This is a genomic window from Bacillus sp. 196mf, assembly GCF_003217275.1.
Taxonomy (GTDB): domain Bacteria; phylum Bacillota; class Bacilli; order Bacillales; family Bacillaceae_G; genus Bacillus_A; species Bacillus_A thuringiensis_S.
Genome location: NZ_QJTG01000001.1, coordinates 745,899 through 759,393, shown reverse-complemented (window position 1 = coordinate 759,393; position 13,495 = coordinate 745,899). Strand labels below are relative to the sequence as shown.

The following is a 13,495-nucleotide window of genomic DNA, read 5'->3' as shown; positions in this document are numbered from 1 at the left end:
CAGTCGCTTCACTTGCTTGCCTTACACTTGCAGTTAGCTCTTCTGATGCCGCTGCAACATGCCCAGCTGAATCGTTAATTCTTCCGATTAACGTCCGTAACGAATTCGTCATCTCATTAAATCCTTTAGCAAGTTGGCCGATTTCATCATTAGAATGAATTTCAATTGTTTGCGTTAAATCCCCCTCACTTATTTCTTTAGAGGTAACAACTAATCTCTTTAAAGGCTTCGTAATTGAAAGTGTTACAAAATAAATAAGTGCTCCACCTATTACTAATGAGATAAGCATAACAATTAACATATTATAAAATACAGGTTGAGCAGCTTCAATTACTTCACTTGAGTACATAGTCCCACCAATTTTCCAACCTGTTTTTACATTTGTAGCAAATACCATATTCTTTTCACTACCGCCATAAGAATATGAAAAAGCACCGTGATTATCTTCATAAATTTTCTTTGCCCAAGAATCAGCCGCTTTTTCCCCTGATTTTTCTTGTGGATGAGCAATTATTTTTTGCTTTCCATCTAAAATGAAGGCATATCCTTTTTTACCAATATTAATTAACTTTGATGTTTTTAATAAATTATCTAAACTTAAATCTAGCGCAACAACCCCATTTTTATCTTCTGTTTGTTTTGCGATTGTTACGACAATATGTCCATTTCCTTTTGCCTTATATGGCTCAGTAACAACAATACCACCTTGTTTTGCAACCGCATCTTTATACCAAGAACGCTCTGTTGGATCATAGTCTGTTGCCATTTGTATATTTGGTTCTTGTACAAATTTTTTATCATTTCCGGCAACATATACTTGTTCAACATCTTTATTTAAATTTATATATTGAGATAACATTTTTCTTAATTCATCCTGATTATCTCCTTGATACATATTCCCCTGAATCACCCGTGCAAAATTATTCACATCATTAAATTTTGCATCAATCATTTGATTGATTAAATTATCAAGTATTTTTATATTGTCGTTGGCACTGCTCTTAATTTGCGATTCAAAATTATTTTTGGCTGTTTGATAAGACATGCCTCCGATAATAGACACAGCCGCAATTAAAATTACAAAGAATGAAATTAATAGCTTTTTTGCTACTTTCATATCACGAAACAAATTTAATAGTTTATCCATTATGAACCTCCTAATTTTCAAATTTAAAAGTTAAATTGAGTTAATTATGAATATTTCCCAATCCCTAATTATTATTTTCATAACCTATTATGATGAATACTTTGTAAAGTTTAAACAATTAGGTTCCTTTTGTCTATATATATGAATAATATTATTATAAAATTTACAAATAGAAAAAACCAAAGGGGCACCCTTTGGTTTTTACATTTTTTTATGTTGTTTAGAAAGCTTTTTCCACTTATCACGCTCTGCTCTGGCAAGGATTACATCTTGTTTTCTCATAAAATACGCCAGTTCTCTTTGTAATTTTTTATAGCTTTTCAAACGATCTATCGTAATAAGTCCGTTATCAATTGCACTATGCACCGCGCATCCTGGTTCATTCTCATGCTTACAATCACGAAAACGGCATGTTGTCGCAAGTTTTTCAATATCAGAGAATGTTGTTTGAATCGCTTCGCTTCCTTCCCAAAGTTGCAATTCTCTCATACCGGGAGTATCAATTACGAGAGCGCCACTTGGCAATTGAAATAACTCTCGATGCGTTGTCGTATGCCTCCCCCTACTATCCTCTTCACGTATATCTCCCGTTTTTGCTACCTCAATTCCTATTAGTGCATTTAACAAAGTTGACTTTCCTACCCCTGATGACCCAACTAAAGCAATTGTTTTCCCTGAAGAAACGAATTGTTTCAACGAATCAATACCTGTATGCTCTAAACTATCAACAACGAAAATAGGAACACCAATTGCTATAGCTTCCGTTTCTACAATTTTCTGTTCCACATCATTACATATACTACTCTTTGTTAAAACAATAACTGGCATAGCACCGCTTTCATACGCTAATAATAAATAACGTTCCATCCTTCTAACATTAAAATCATGATTAAGTGCATTCACTAAAAATAAATAATCTACATTTGCTGCTATTACTTGTTCTTCCGTTCGAGTACCAGCCTCTTGTCTAGAAAAAGAGCTTCTTCTCGGAAAAATACGATGAATGATAGCTTTCTTTTCATTCTCTATTTTCTTTATATACACCCAATCACCAACAGCTGGATAATCTCCCTTCGTTACTGCTTCATGCCGAAACTTTCCAGACAGTTCTGCCATATATTCACCATCATTACAAATAATTCGATATATATGCTTATGCTCAAGTAAAATACGCCCTACTTCAAAGTTCTCTACAGCTTGTTCCTCAAAAAAAGAATCCCAGCCATACGATTCTAAAATATTTTGATTCAAATTGATATCCTCCCTAGTTTAAGCTAAGTGGAAGGATAGTGCGCTCACTTATATCGTTTCGCCCTTTCCATCCACCTTTGTATTTGGTTTATTATTCATATAAGTTATTTTCGCCATAATACATCACCCCGTTCTTATTTTAATTACTCTCATTATATGGAATTCTCCTATAAAAAGCTACATCATTTAACGTAATTTTCAAATAACTTGTTTTTGAGCATTCTAATTTGTCCTCGGTGACTAATTTCATCTTCTAGCACATGAAACCAAAGATAGTGCTGGTTATATACTACACCGTTAGGCCACTTTCTTTCTGACATGAGCCACTCATTACCTTGTTCACTTAAATACTTCAGAGATTCTTCTCGAACACTTTGTAGAAGTTGTACATAATACTGTATTTCATGACCACAGATTGCTCTACCCGCTTCCCCTAAATACAGTGCATCTTCCCATATTTCTAATTCTTCTTTTGTAAAGTCACTATCTTGAAATGAAATAAGCTGATGAACTTTTTCAATAGCTGCTATATGCTTTAATAAGGCGCCAATTGAATTTCCGCTGCTTTGCATAATTAAATCTAATTGCTCAACTGATAAATTTTTTACTTCGCCTAATGTTACAGCTCTCGTATGCTCAAGCATGCTTACTAATTCCCCTATTTTTTTTGTATAACCATCTACACTTCTTATTCGATAATCTATATTCATATGACGCACCCCTTTCTGCATTCATATTATTGTAAAAATGATTCATATAATAGACTGAAATCTATCGAAATTTTCTGTTATAATTAATTTGAATACAAAATATACCCAAACAAACTTTCTCAATATGCTTATATGAAATATTAAAAGGAATCAATATAAAATAATCGAATCTTATTCACTAAAAGGAGTGGATTCGATGGAAATGTATCAATGGCTAACCGCTGTTCTCGTTGGTGGCATTACCGGCTTCGTTTCCCATCTAATCAATAACCAAGGTAAGTTATTGCTTCCACGCCGTTTGAAAACATTTTTTCATTTTGGATTTTTAACTGATATTTTTACTGGTAGCCTAGCCGCACTTCTTGGGCTCGTTTTATTCGATGTCACCGCAATAAAAGAAATTATAAAAGTATCCATTGTAACTGCTATTTCCGGTCAAACTTTTTTACTACATCAAGCTCTTGGTGGCGAACAGGCTAAAAATACGCAAATTGGGAAAGCTGATGAGAAGATTCAAGAAATTGACAAATTATTGCGACGTTAGTGTATACTTTCTTTTAAAATTATTGTTATAATGAGAAATAAATATTTTCTATTGCGTCGTTTGTCAGGAGAAAGGGTGTTTCGTATGACAAAAAAGAAAATAGAAGATTTCTTAACAAACTCCGAAAAAGAGGAACTGCTAGAAAACTATAAATGTTTACGAGAAGCCCGCACAAAAAGCGAAGCTAACTATTTTGGCGAAGCAGTAAACCATCTATTAAATAAAGCAAAACAACGAATTATTAAAGATGCAGGTATACATGATGAAAATGCTGCAACTGTTCAATCAAAGAGAAAAGCACTGTTTTAGCTACATTAGCTAAAACAGTGCTTTTTATTACAACATTTTTCACATTACTTTCACATCTATTTCACAATTATAAGTACTCCTATATGTTAAACTAGGTATATCCTTTTCCGAGGAGCTATATGCCGATATATAAACCCCTATCTATATAGGGGTTTTTTATTTTCCCATAATTTTATTACAAATCCTTTTCAATCATACAGCTCAACGACGAATTATTAAAAATACAGCAACTATGCAATCAAAAAGCACCTTTTTAACTTATCCTAAAAAATTGTTTTTTGATTTACTAAAACTTTATGATGCAATTCCTTTTTCATTATCTTTACTAATGTGTTCACCTTTTCTAAGCAGAAATAAAGCTACAACATATAATAACGCTGTAAAGCTACCTACTAGTATAAAATTGTGAGATGTTGCAAATAACATTCCTGCTATTACCGCACCAATCATTTGGCCAATGTACATCGAGGCGTTAGCAAGGGCAGCACCTGTTCCCCGTGCTATAGTAGACATGTTTTGTAAATGTCCCATCATTAATACAAACAAAATTCCTGTCACAAAAAATAAAACAAAGAAAAAGAATTCAACAAAAATAAGATTCTTTAAATAGGGAAGTATTACATATAACACTGCCGTAAATACAATTCCACCATAGAAAGAAAGATTGTATCCAATTTTATTTACAAGTCTAGGGCCAAAAATATTACCAGCTAAATTTCCTAATCCTAGTACAAGCATAGCCGTACCTACTTCATGAACCTGTAAGCCAAATTGAATGGAAAGCCATACACCAAAAAATGAAAATGCAGCAAAATTTCCGGTTTGAAAAACAAAGTATGCAAAATAAGAAAGTGAAACCTTTGAATCTGTAAGTAATTGTTTATAACGCTGTAAAATCACTTTTTTATTTCCATCTATATGAACCGACTGTATTTCTGGTAATACAACATAAATAAGAATAACAAGTAGTGCTGATAATATACCAATGAAATAGAATGGGATTGTATAATGTATCGTTGCTAAATAAGCTCCCAGTGGCAGCCCTAAAATTTGAGAGATTGATAACCCTGCTGTTGCAACCCCAATTGCTTTCACAATTTGCTTTTTCTCTATAAGGAGCGGAATGGATGCCCACACTTGTGGAGATACAAAAGCTGCACTTACACCTGCTAAAAATCTAAATGTTAGCATCCATAAAAAACTCGGTGCAATTCCACACAAAAACGTACTTATTGCAAAAAAACTCATACCTAGTACCATCACTTTTTTTCTGTTTAATCCATCTGATATAGGACCAGCAATAAGCGCAAATCCAGCATACCCTAAAGCATACGAACTCACCATCCATCCTGACAACTCGGTTGAAACATGATACACCTGTTGTAATGTCGGCAACAGTGGTGAAATTAAGAAAGTGTCTGTACCGATCATAAACATTATCGTGAAAAATACAGCTAGTACTCTATTCATTTAGACCTTCTCCTTATATAAACAGAGGGTACTATCCCTCTGTTTCACTAATCTTCTAAAATAGATTGGATTTCTTTCATGACTCTTTCATTCAATGAAACGTCTACCGCTTTCACACTTTCTCTTATTTGCTCTGCCCGCTTTCCACCAGGTATAACTGTATCAATTCCTTCTTTATTTAATAACCATGCTAGCGCTAAATGAGACACTTCAATATCATTTTCTTTAGCTAGCCCTTTTAACTTTTCCACTTTCTTAAAATTACTCTTATATGTATTTTCTTCAAATAGATTTACATTTTGGCGCCAATCGACTTCGTTCAATTTAAAATCTTCTGTATATTTCCCACCTAATATTCCAAAAGCAAGAGGCCCATATGGAATAAATGAAATACCCGCTTCTATACAATACGGCAACAGTTCTTCCTCTGCCGTACGTTCTAACACATTGTACGGAGATTGTACAACATCTATATGACCATGTTGGTTCGCTTCTTTTAATTGTTCTATGTTTACGTTCGATATTCCAATTGAACGAATTTTCCCTTCTTCTTTTAAACGAGTAAGCTCTCCGATTGAATCTATGTAACTTGTTTCAGGATTTGTAAAATGTAAATAATATAAATCAATATAATCAGTCTGTAATCTTCTTAAGCTATTCTCCACAGCATTTCTTAAATAACTTGGTTCATTGTTAATATAAGTTTCTCCATTTAACAACGGTTGAATTCCACCTTTTGTAGCAAGTATAAACTCATGACGTTTTCCCTTTAATACTTCTCCTACTAATTCCTCTGATCTACCAAAACCATATGAATCTGCTGTATCAAAAAATGTAATCCCTTGCTGAATAGCTTCTTCTACTAATTGCTTTCCCTCTTCTTCATTCACATCAGCATATAAATTATGTCCCCCTACTGCATTTGTACCTAAACCCAACTTTGAAATATTTAGTCCTGCCTTTTGCAATTTTGTATACTTCATTTTTTCTCCCCCTATATTTCTATTGTTCGAATATATTCGAACAATAGAAATATATCACTTTATATGTTATAGTGCAAATATCTTAACTTATACAAGTAGGTGAAATATGCGTACACTCTATCATCCAAATCGAGAAGAAATTCAATTTTCTTCTGTCTTATATGCACTTAGCGATCAAATTCGTTTACAAATTGTAAATATGTTACTAGAGAAAAGTGAACAATCTTGTGGTGCTTTAAACATCCCTATTGCGAAATCAACTTTATCTCACCATTTCAAAGTTTTACGTGAGTCAGGTGTTATGTACACGCGCCTTGAAGGAACACAACGTTTCATTTCAATTCGTGAAGAAGATTTAAATGCTAGATTCCCAGGTTTGTTACAAGTTGTATTACATGCGACAAAGCCATATTAAAAAACATCTCATATTCATATGAGATGTTTTTTAATATGGCTATTCTTTTAATAAATCTATTAATCCATTCCCTTCAGATGTACGTTCGTACCCTAAAGGTACAGTTCTTTTAATAAGTTGTGCATATACTTCCGGCTCTGATAACTTTCGACCGTATTCTTTCTCACACTGTTTAATGAGCAAGGCGAGCGCCCCAGCAATATGCGGCGTCGCCATGGAAGTTCCACTTAACACAGCATATTTCCCATCTGGATACGTAGATAATATTTCATCACCTGGCGCTACTAGATCAATTTCTTGATTTGAATTACTAAAACATGCAATCTTCCGCTCTAAATTAACAGCACCAACTTCAATTACCTCAGAGTAAGCACCTGGGAAATCTAATTCCTCTGTTTCATCATCGCAATCTCCATTATTTCCAGCAGCACATACAACGAGAACATCCTGCTTTACCGCATTTTGAATTGCTTCATGTAATTCTGGAACATCTTGCGGACCACCAAGTGACATTGAAATAATTCTCACTTTCTCTTGATTCGGCCCTCTCCAATTTACAGCATAATGAATTGCCTCAATAATTTGCTCATAACTTCCAGAACCATCTCCCGCTAAAACTTTTAATACTAACATTTTAGCAAGTGGTGCAACTCCTAATACACCGACACCATTTTCAGTCGCGGCAATCGTCCCCGCTACATGAGTACCATGTCCGTTATTATCAAGATACACATTTGGATCAGCTTCATAATCTTTTGTGAAATTTCTTCCGTCGATAATACGATCTTTTAAATCTATATGATTAGTATCACACCCTGTATCTAATACGGCAACGACTACATCTTGCCCCTTCACACTCTTTTCCCATACTTGCGGAGCGTGAATCATTTGTACACCTGGTGGAATTTCATTTACTTGTTCTACCACCTTATTTACGGTAAACGGAATCAATTGTATACCTTTTTGTTTATTCACTGTACTACTCATCGTAATCCCTCCTGAAAATGTATTATTTTCATTTCAGACCACTTTTGAATAAGTGTAAATGTAACATTCGTTTTATTCTTTTTGTTTTCCTTCTTTTCAAATATTTCTCAACATCATTTACTAACTCTATACTACTTTTTTATTTTCCCTATGATTTGTAGGAAGTAACACCCCATGTCGTTCAACTACTAACCAAAATAAGAGAACCAATTAATGGTCCTCTTACAGTCTTTTAAAAGAATGATATGTAATTTGAAAAATAATATAAATTAAGACTAAACCTCACTCTTGTTTAAAAACTTTTCTATCTCTTTTACTAAATATTCCGCTCCCTCTATCCCAACAGTAATATTTCCATTTGCTAATGATATGTTCTGTTCTGAAACATCACCTGTGATTTGGCAAGCATTGTAAGGTTGATATTTTTGTAAAATGATTTTATCTGCTTCTACAAAAATTTCAAGCGGTGATTTGATTTGTATTCCCAATACATCGCGTAATTCTTTAGGGATAACAATTCGTCCTAATTCGTCTACTTTTCGAATAACTCCTGTTGCTTTCATATTTCTCCCCCCCTTACTCTATATTAATTTTTTCACCTCGCTTTTTCCATTTTATCACTTTTTGGCAATACTTGCCTCTTTTTAGAAAATTTTGTACTCGAGTTAAAAAAACACATTTAATGCATATGTAATCTCTCTTTCAATTGTTTTACATAACGGGATCTTATAAGTAAGAAGTATACAATTTGAATACCTATGAAAATACTTAATACAACTGTATTTTCTTTAAACAATGAGTACTCAAACATTTGCCCTAACGCAGTTAAGGCTACTGCCCCATGTAATGTTGCAACACCAATTGGAACGAAGAATAAAAGCGCCAATCGAATTGTAACTACCTTCGATAATTCCCCACTCGTCAATCCAACTTTTCGAATCATTTCGAACAAGCGAACATCATCCTCCAAATCGGAGAATAAACGGAAGTAAAGGAAACTTCCTGCGCAAACGAAAAATACTATACCAATAAAGAAACCTACAAATAAAATCGGTCCTGCAATTTGTAAACTTTGGTTTTGTTCGTACTCTTCCGCACTAAACGTTGACTGTTCTTGATACGGTTTAATTTGATGAGTAAGCTCTTTACCAATTTCAATCTCATCTTTCGTTCTTTCAGTTTTATACATATAATCTTTTGTCTCTATAAATCCATCTTGTAATGAATCATATTGATTATTAGAGATTACATAAACATTTCCTCTTAATATTTTCCCCAATGAAGATGAAGTAACTTTTTTCACCTTTAAACTTTCATTCATATTGAGTAAAGTAATTTCTTTTCTTTCTTTCATCGCTGGCCCTGGTATATCACCTGACAAAAATACAATCTCTTTATTGGCTACAGTATTAAATGGTTCTCCTGTTAACTTTGCATATTCCTTATAATCTGATTCTTTTATAAAAGTGGCGCTTCTTAACGACTGTTCCTCCGTTTTCTTTGTCGAAATATTAGTTTTTGAAGTTGCTATATTATGTTTCTTTAATCCTTTGTCAATCATTTGTATATGTTGTGATTCGTTACTATTCCCTTGCTTAGAATGGTAATGAAACGCAATTGGTCTCTCCATTATCCCTTTCGTCATGGATGCGAAGCCGACTAATGTCCCTATTGCGGAAAATGCTACAGTAGAAATAATGGTTACAATAAAGAACATTCTTGCGTTATCTCTCATGCGATACGCTAAATCTGATAACGTAATAATATTAGTCTGTGTCCAATAAAAACGTTTACTTTTTTTACATAATCGAATAATAAAGACACTCAGCTGCTTGTACAACAAATACGTCCCAATAATAACTACCGTTGTAACAGGAATCATCATAATAAATACCATTGCGCCATGCGATAGAAGAGCTCCTACATAGCCAGCACTAAGCAATACTACTGCTAATATTGAAGAAATGATTGATGCTTTCGGTTCCGGTTTTGCCTCTGCTGACCCTCTAAACAACTTCATAATTTTATTTTTACGAATCATTCCTGCACTAAACAATGATATGATCATAAATAATATGAAAAACATAATACTTGTTACAACAATTGCTTTCATCGGTATGTAATAGGATAAGGATATATCTAGTTTTAATATCATCGGGGCGACAAATAGTAATACCCCTGAAAATAACATACCTGAAAGAATACCAAAAATAATTGCCCCTATTCCAATCATAATATTTTCAAAAAAGATAAGACGCTTTAATTGATATTTCGTCATACCTAGCATCATTAAAATTCCTAGCTCACGCTTTCTCGTTTTTAAAAACATTCCCATTGAATACAAAATAAAGAAGAATGTAAATAAGTAAATAATAGACTGTGCAAAAGACATACTTACGAATACGTACTGACCCAATTCTCCTGCACTTAATGCCGGATGAAACGCAAAAAATGAATACACAAAAAAGGCCATAATAGCAAATGCACTACTCAAAAAATAGGCTGAGTATGTCCGTCTATTTCGCGTTACATTCCGATATGCGAGTTCTCTAATGTTCATATTACTTCTCCGCCCTTCTTTCTACTAACTATGTTTTTATATTAGTAAAGTACGGAAATACCTTCCATCGATTCAAATGACAAAAACCTTACAGTTTTGAAAGGTTTAAAAAAATTGCTTATACGTAGTACTTTATTTATAATGACTACATTCGTATTCATACACACATCCTATTGTATATTCGTTAGTTTTGCGAAATAATAAAGGATAGAAGTATGTACCATTATACATATAAACTTATTTACCGCTTTAATATGAATAGGAGGAAAACATAATGACATTACAAGAACAGATTATGAAAGCATTACATGTTCAGCCTGTAATTGATCCAAAAGTTGAAATTCGTAAACGAGTTGATTTCTTAAAAGATTATGTAAAAAAAACAGGTGCAAAAGGATTTGTACTTGGTATTAGCGGCGGCCAAGACTCTACATTAGCAGGACGCTTAGCACAACTTGCAGTTGAAGAAATTCGTAACGAAGGTGGTAATGTAACGTTTATCGCCGTACGTCTTCCTTATAAAGTACAAAAAGATGAAGATGATGCACAATTAGCATTACAATTCATTCAAGCAGATCAATCTGTTGCATTTGATATTGCTTCAACTGTTGATGCTTTTTCAAATCAATATGAAAACTTATTGGGTGAATCATTAACAGATTTCAATAAAGGTAACGTGAAAGCACGTATCCGTATGGTTACTCAATATGCAACTGGTGGACAAAAAGGGCTTCTTGTTATCGGAACAGATCACGCTGCAGAAGCTGTAACAGGGTTCTTTACAAAATTCGGAGATGGTGGTGCAGATTTATTACCATTAACGGGATTAACGAAGCGCCAAGGACGTGCATTATTACAAGAGTTAGGTGCAGACGAGCGACTTTACTTAAAAATGCCAACAGCTGATTTATTAGATGAAAAACCAGGTCAAGCTGACGAAACAGAGTTAGGTATTACTTATGATCAATTAGATGATTATTTAGAAGGTAAAGCAGTTCCAGCTGACGTTGCAGAGAAAATTGAAAAACGTTACACAGTGAGTGAGCATAAAAGACAAGTACCAGCGTCAATGTTTGATGATTGGTGGAAATAAAACATAAAAAAGAAGCTAATCTCATTTAGCTTCTTTTTTATATGTTAACGATATACCCCTACTCTTTTCTCCAATAAATCTTGCAGGCAATCTTCATGCTGTTTACAAAATAACGGTGGCATGTCGTCTAACGGGAAAAACTTCAAATCCAACGTTTCATCACCATCTACTTTTTTGTCGCCCCCAACTATTGAGCATGAAAAACACATCACAATTGACTGTGCCTTGTCTCCATTTGGATATGATTGAAAATATTTTGTATACACTCCAATAAGCTCATTTATTTCTACATCATACCCGGTTTCTTCTTTTATTTCTCGGATTGCAGTTTCCGCAGCCGATTCCCCTATCTCCATTGCGCCACCTGGAAAGCCCCAAGCGTTAAAGTCTCCTCTTTTTTGCAGTAATACTTCTCCTTCTTTATTAAATACACAACCACCGGCAAAGTTTAAGAAAACATAATCATGTCCTACTTTTTCACGTAATTCTTTTATATAATTCGCCATTCTCTTTCCCCTTTTCATACTTCTTCTATCGCTATTTCTTATCTTTTTCAAGCAATTCAATAATTCGATCTAGCTTCTGGTTCATATTAATCACATGGTGTTTCTTTGCAACGCTGCTTTGTAATACTCTTCTAATAAACAAAGTAAATGATATGAAAAACAAAACGATAAGTCCGATTACTAAACAAGTATATATCAATGTGAAAATATTACTTTCGAACAAGTTCATTCAGCATTCACATCCTCTCCTTTTTATTTTATCACATAATTCCCAATATTTTAAAGTGATCAACAAATATAAAAAGAGCATCTTTTACAGATGCTCTTTCTCATTGCTTAATACGTAAATGTAATTGTCGCCAATGAATAACCAGCCAATGCACTATAAGGTGCTACTTGATAAGACACACGCTTTGCACCTTTTGGCCAATTTATTTCATTTAATACTTTCTTTATATCTTGCATCGTTCCATCCATGGACTGCTTATATCGTACTTCTACTTTTTCTGGTTTGGCTGCAAACTGTTGCTGCAACTTTTGCTTAAATTCATTATAATTTTCTGCTCCGTATTCTGCAGATAAGTATTGTAAATTTGTTTCTTTTAACATCTGCTCATATACAACAGTTTTTGAGCTACCAGCTTTTATTTTATTTGTTAATTCACCAAAATAACTTGTAGTTGCCGCTGGATATTTGCTACGATCCCATTCATGATCTTTACTTAACTGTTCGTCAGACATATTAAAATATGAGTAAGTTACACGCCCTGCTTTATCTGGTACTGGATCATCAAATGTAGTATCTAGGTGATACCATTTGTTTTCAATGTTCACTAAATTCCACGCGTGAGCTTGTCCATTTCCTGTGCCTGTTACAATATGATTTTGAATACCTGCCTCTTTTAACAACTCATACGTTAATAATGTATATCCTTGGCAAACGGCAGAACGATTCGCTAATGCTTCATATGCTGTATACGCTTGATAAGACGTATCATAAGACACATGCTTCACAACGTAATCGTGAATAGCTTTTACTTTCTCATGCTCATCCATTCCTGGTTTTACAATTGATCCAACAATTGATTTTGCCTGAGCTTTTACATATTGAGTTTGTTCTTTTGATTCACGGTATTTTACTTGCAGTGTAAACGTATAGTCCCCTGGCATTCCTTTAATAGAATATCTAGTAGACGCTACATTATATTTTACATACTCATCAGCATCTACAATTTTATTAAACTCACCATACAATTGATCCATAATATTTCTAGCATTTCTATCTTTTGTTTTATATGTGATTGTAATATTTTCTTCTCGATTATCAATCTGTTTTTTTAATTCTTTTCTGAAATCATCTAATAACTTTACATCTGATTGTGCTGTCACCGTAGTCGGATTTGTAGCTGCATAAGATACAGATGACGCTTGTAAGCCTCCCATTACTATAGTTGAACAAAGTGCGGCAGCTGTCACATACTTACTTGTCTTTCCCATCTTGTCACTCCTTATATTCTATA

14 protein-coding genes and 1 pseudogene are annotated in these 13,495 nt (G+C 33.8%); 4 read left to right on the top strand and 11 right to left on the bottom strand.

What is annotated here, in order from left to right; genetic code table 11:
• Positions 1–106 precede the first annotated feature (106 nt).
• The 3 genes and pseudogenes from ATL10_RS32280 to ATL10_RS04140 all read right to left on the bottom strand — a co-directional run.
• Positions 107–1,045, bottom strand: a pseudogene (locus ATL10_RS32280) (HAMP domain-containing protein); the annotation flags it as partial.
• Positions 1,046–1,348: 303 nt separating this feature from the next.
• Positions 1,349–2,398: a ribosome small subunit-dependent GTPase A gene (rsgA, locus tag ATL10_RS04145; protein WP_097924392.1), complete on the bottom strand. Its 1,050-nt coding sequence runs from the start codon at positions 2,396–2,398 to the stop codon at positions 1,349–1,351.
• Between the two features lie 182 nt (positions 2,399–2,580).
• A complete protein-coding gene (locus tag ATL10_RS04140; RefSeq protein WP_110496466.1) occupies positions 2,581–3,108 on the bottom strand; it encodes a DinB family protein in 528 nt (175 codons plus the stop codon).
• Between the two features lie 196 nt (positions 3,109–3,304).
• On the opposite strand from ATL10_RS04140, the gene ATL10_RS04135 reads away from it, so the two are divergent.
• On the top strand, positions 3,305–3,652 hold the full coding sequence (locus ATL10_RS04135) for a DUF4257 domain-containing protein (protein WP_000426317.1): 348 nt from the start codon (positions 3,305–3,307) through the stop codon (positions 3,650–3,652).
• An 84-nt stretch (positions 3,653–3,736) separates the two neighbouring features.
• The gene (locus ATL10_RS04130; protein ID WP_000162602.1) at positions 3,737–3,961 is read left to right on the top strand and encodes a hypothetical protein; all 225 of its coding nucleotides are present in this window, start codon (positions 3,737–3,739) and stop codon (positions 3,959–3,961) included.
• Between the two features lie 294 nt (positions 3,962–4,255).
• Here ATL10_RS04130 and ATL10_RS04125 read toward each other — a convergent pair whose 3' ends face one another.
• Together ATL10_RS04125 and ATL10_RS04120 are read right to left on the bottom strand one after the other, a co-directional pair.
• Positions 4,256–5,431, bottom strand: a complete 1,176-nt coding sequence (locus tag ATL10_RS04125; RefSeq protein ID WP_097821626.1) for an MFS transporter — start codon at positions 5,429–5,431, stop codon at positions 4,256–4,258.
• Positions 5,432–5,478: 47 nt separating this feature from the next.
• Positions 5,479–6,414, bottom strand: a complete 936-nt coding sequence (locus tag ATL10_RS04120) for an aldo/keto reductase (RefSeq protein WP_097821625.1) — start codon at positions 6,412–6,414, stop codon at positions 5,479–5,481.
• 106 nt (positions 6,415–6,520) lie between these two features.
• On the opposite strand from ATL10_RS04120, the gene ATL10_RS04115 reads away from it, so the two are divergent.
• On the top strand, positions 6,521–6,829 hold the full coding sequence (locus ATL10_RS04115; protein ID WP_053564708.1) for an ArsR/SmtB family transcription factor: 309 nt from the start codon (positions 6,521–6,523) through the stop codon (positions 6,827–6,829).
• A 39-nt stretch (positions 6,830–6,868) separates the two neighbouring features.
• Here the strand turns inward: ATL10_RS04115 and ATL10_RS04110 are convergent, their stop codons facing one another.
• The 3 genes from ATL10_RS04110 to ATL10_RS04100 all read right to left on the bottom strand — a co-directional run bounded on the left by ATL10_RS04110 (position 6,869) and on the right by ATL10_RS04100 (position 10,376).
• The gene (locus ATL10_RS04110; protein WP_000099763.1) at positions 6,869–7,816 is read right to left on the bottom strand and encodes a S8 family peptidase; all 948 of its coding nucleotides are present in this window, start codon (positions 7,814–7,816) and stop codon (positions 6,869–6,871) included.
• A gap of 275 nt (positions 7,817–8,091) precedes the next feature.
• Positions 8,092–8,379 (bottom strand): AbrB/MazE/SpoVT family DNA-binding domain-containing protein, encoded by a 288-nt coding sequence (locus ATL10_RS04105; RefSeq protein WP_000648324.1) that lies wholly within the window; start codon positions 8,377–8,379, stop codon positions 8,092–8,094.
• A 116-nt stretch (positions 8,380–8,495) separates the two neighbouring features.
• Positions 8,496–10,376 carry an FtsX-like permease family protein gene (locus ATL10_RS04100; RefSeq protein ID WP_110496464.1) on the bottom strand — a complete coding sequence of 627 codons (1,881 nt, stop codon included), beginning with the start codon at positions 10,374–10,376 and terminating at the stop codon, positions 8,496–8,498.
• A 274-nt stretch (positions 10,377–10,650) separates the two neighbouring features.
• Between ATL10_RS04100 and nadE the strand changes: the two genes are divergently transcribed.
• Positions 10,651–11,469, top strand: a complete 819-nt coding sequence (nadE, locus tag ATL10_RS04095; RefSeq protein ID WP_110496462.1) for an ammonia-dependent NAD(+) synthetase — start codon at positions 10,651–10,653, stop codon at positions 11,467–11,469.
• A gap of 44 nt (positions 11,470–11,513) precedes the next feature.
• Here the strand turns inward: nadE and ATL10_RS04090 are convergent, their stop codons facing one another.
• The 3 genes from ATL10_RS04090 to ATL10_RS04080 all read right to left on the bottom strand — a co-directional run bounded on the left by ATL10_RS04090 (position 11,514) and on the right by ATL10_RS04080 (position 13,472).
• Complete coding sequence (locus tag ATL10_RS04090; RefSeq protein ID WP_000024996.1) at positions 11,514–11,975, bottom strand: NUDIX hydrolase; 462 nt, start codon at positions 11,973–11,975, stop codon at positions 11,514–11,516.
• A 31-nt stretch (positions 11,976–12,006) separates the two neighbouring features.
• Positions 12,007–12,204, bottom strand: a complete 198-nt coding sequence (locus ATL10_RS04085; protein WP_001048104.1) for a DUF4083 domain-containing protein — start codon at positions 12,202–12,204, stop codon at positions 12,007–12,009.
• Positions 12,205–12,311: 107 nt separating this feature from the next.
• Positions 12,312–13,472 carry a transglutaminase domain-containing protein gene (locus ATL10_RS04080; RefSeq protein ID WP_000520865.1) on the bottom strand — a complete coding sequence of 387 codons (1,161 nt, stop codon included), beginning with the start codon at positions 13,470–13,472 and terminating at the stop codon, positions 12,312–12,314.
• Positions 13,473–13,495: the final 23 nt, after the last annotated feature.

Bases quoted from the DNA above. Each gene is read 5' to 3' on its own strand.
- ATL10_RS04140 (WP_110496466.1), bottom strand. From the start codon at position 3,108: ATGAATATAGATTATCGAATAAGAAGTGTAGATGGTTATACAAAAAAA.
- ATL10_RS04135 (WP_000426317.1), top strand. From the start codon at position 3,305: ATGGAAATGTATCAATGGCTAACCGCTGTTCTCGTTGGTGGCATTACC.
- ATL10_RS04130 (WP_000162602.1), top strand. From the start codon at position 3,737: ATGACAAAAAAGAAAATAGAAGATTTCTTAACAAACTCCGAAAAAGAG.
- ATL10_RS04125 (WP_097821626.1), bottom strand. From the start codon at position 5,431: ATGAATAGAGTACTAGCTGTATTTTTCACGATAATGTTTATGATCGGT.
- ATL10_RS04120 (WP_097821625.1), bottom strand. From the start codon at position 6,414: ATGAAGTATACAAAATTGCAAAAGGCAGGACTAAATATTTCAAAGTTG.
- ATL10_RS04115 (WP_053564708.1), top strand. From the start codon at position 6,521: ATGCGTACACTCTATCATCCAAATCGAGAAGAAATTCAATTTTCTTCT.
- ATL10_RS04110 (WP_000099763.1), bottom strand. From the start codon at position 7,816: ATGAGTAGTACAGTGAATAAACAAAAAGGTATACAATTGATTCCGTTT.
- ATL10_RS04105 (WP_000648324.1), bottom strand. From the start codon at position 8,379: ATGAAAGCAACAGGAGTTATTCGAAAAGTAGACGAATTAGGACGAATT.
- ATL10_RS04100 (WP_110496464.1), bottom strand. From the start codon at position 10,376: ATGAACATTAGAGAACTCGCATATCGGAATGTAACGCGAAATAGACGG.
- nadE (WP_110496462.1), top strand. From the start codon at position 10,651: ATGACATTACAAGAACAGATTATGAAAGCATTACATGTTCAGCCTGTA.
- ATL10_RS04090 (WP_000024996.1), bottom strand. From the start codon at position 11,975: ATGGCGAATTATATAAAAGAATTACGTGAAAAAGTAGGACATGATTAT.
- ATL10_RS04085 (WP_001048104.1), bottom strand. From the start codon at position 12,204: ATGAACTTGTTCGAAAGTAATATTTTCACATTGATATATACTTGTTTA.
- ATL10_RS04080 (WP_000520865.1), bottom strand. From the start codon at position 13,472: ATGGGAAAGACAAGTAAGTATGTGACAGCTGCCGCACTTTGTTCAACT.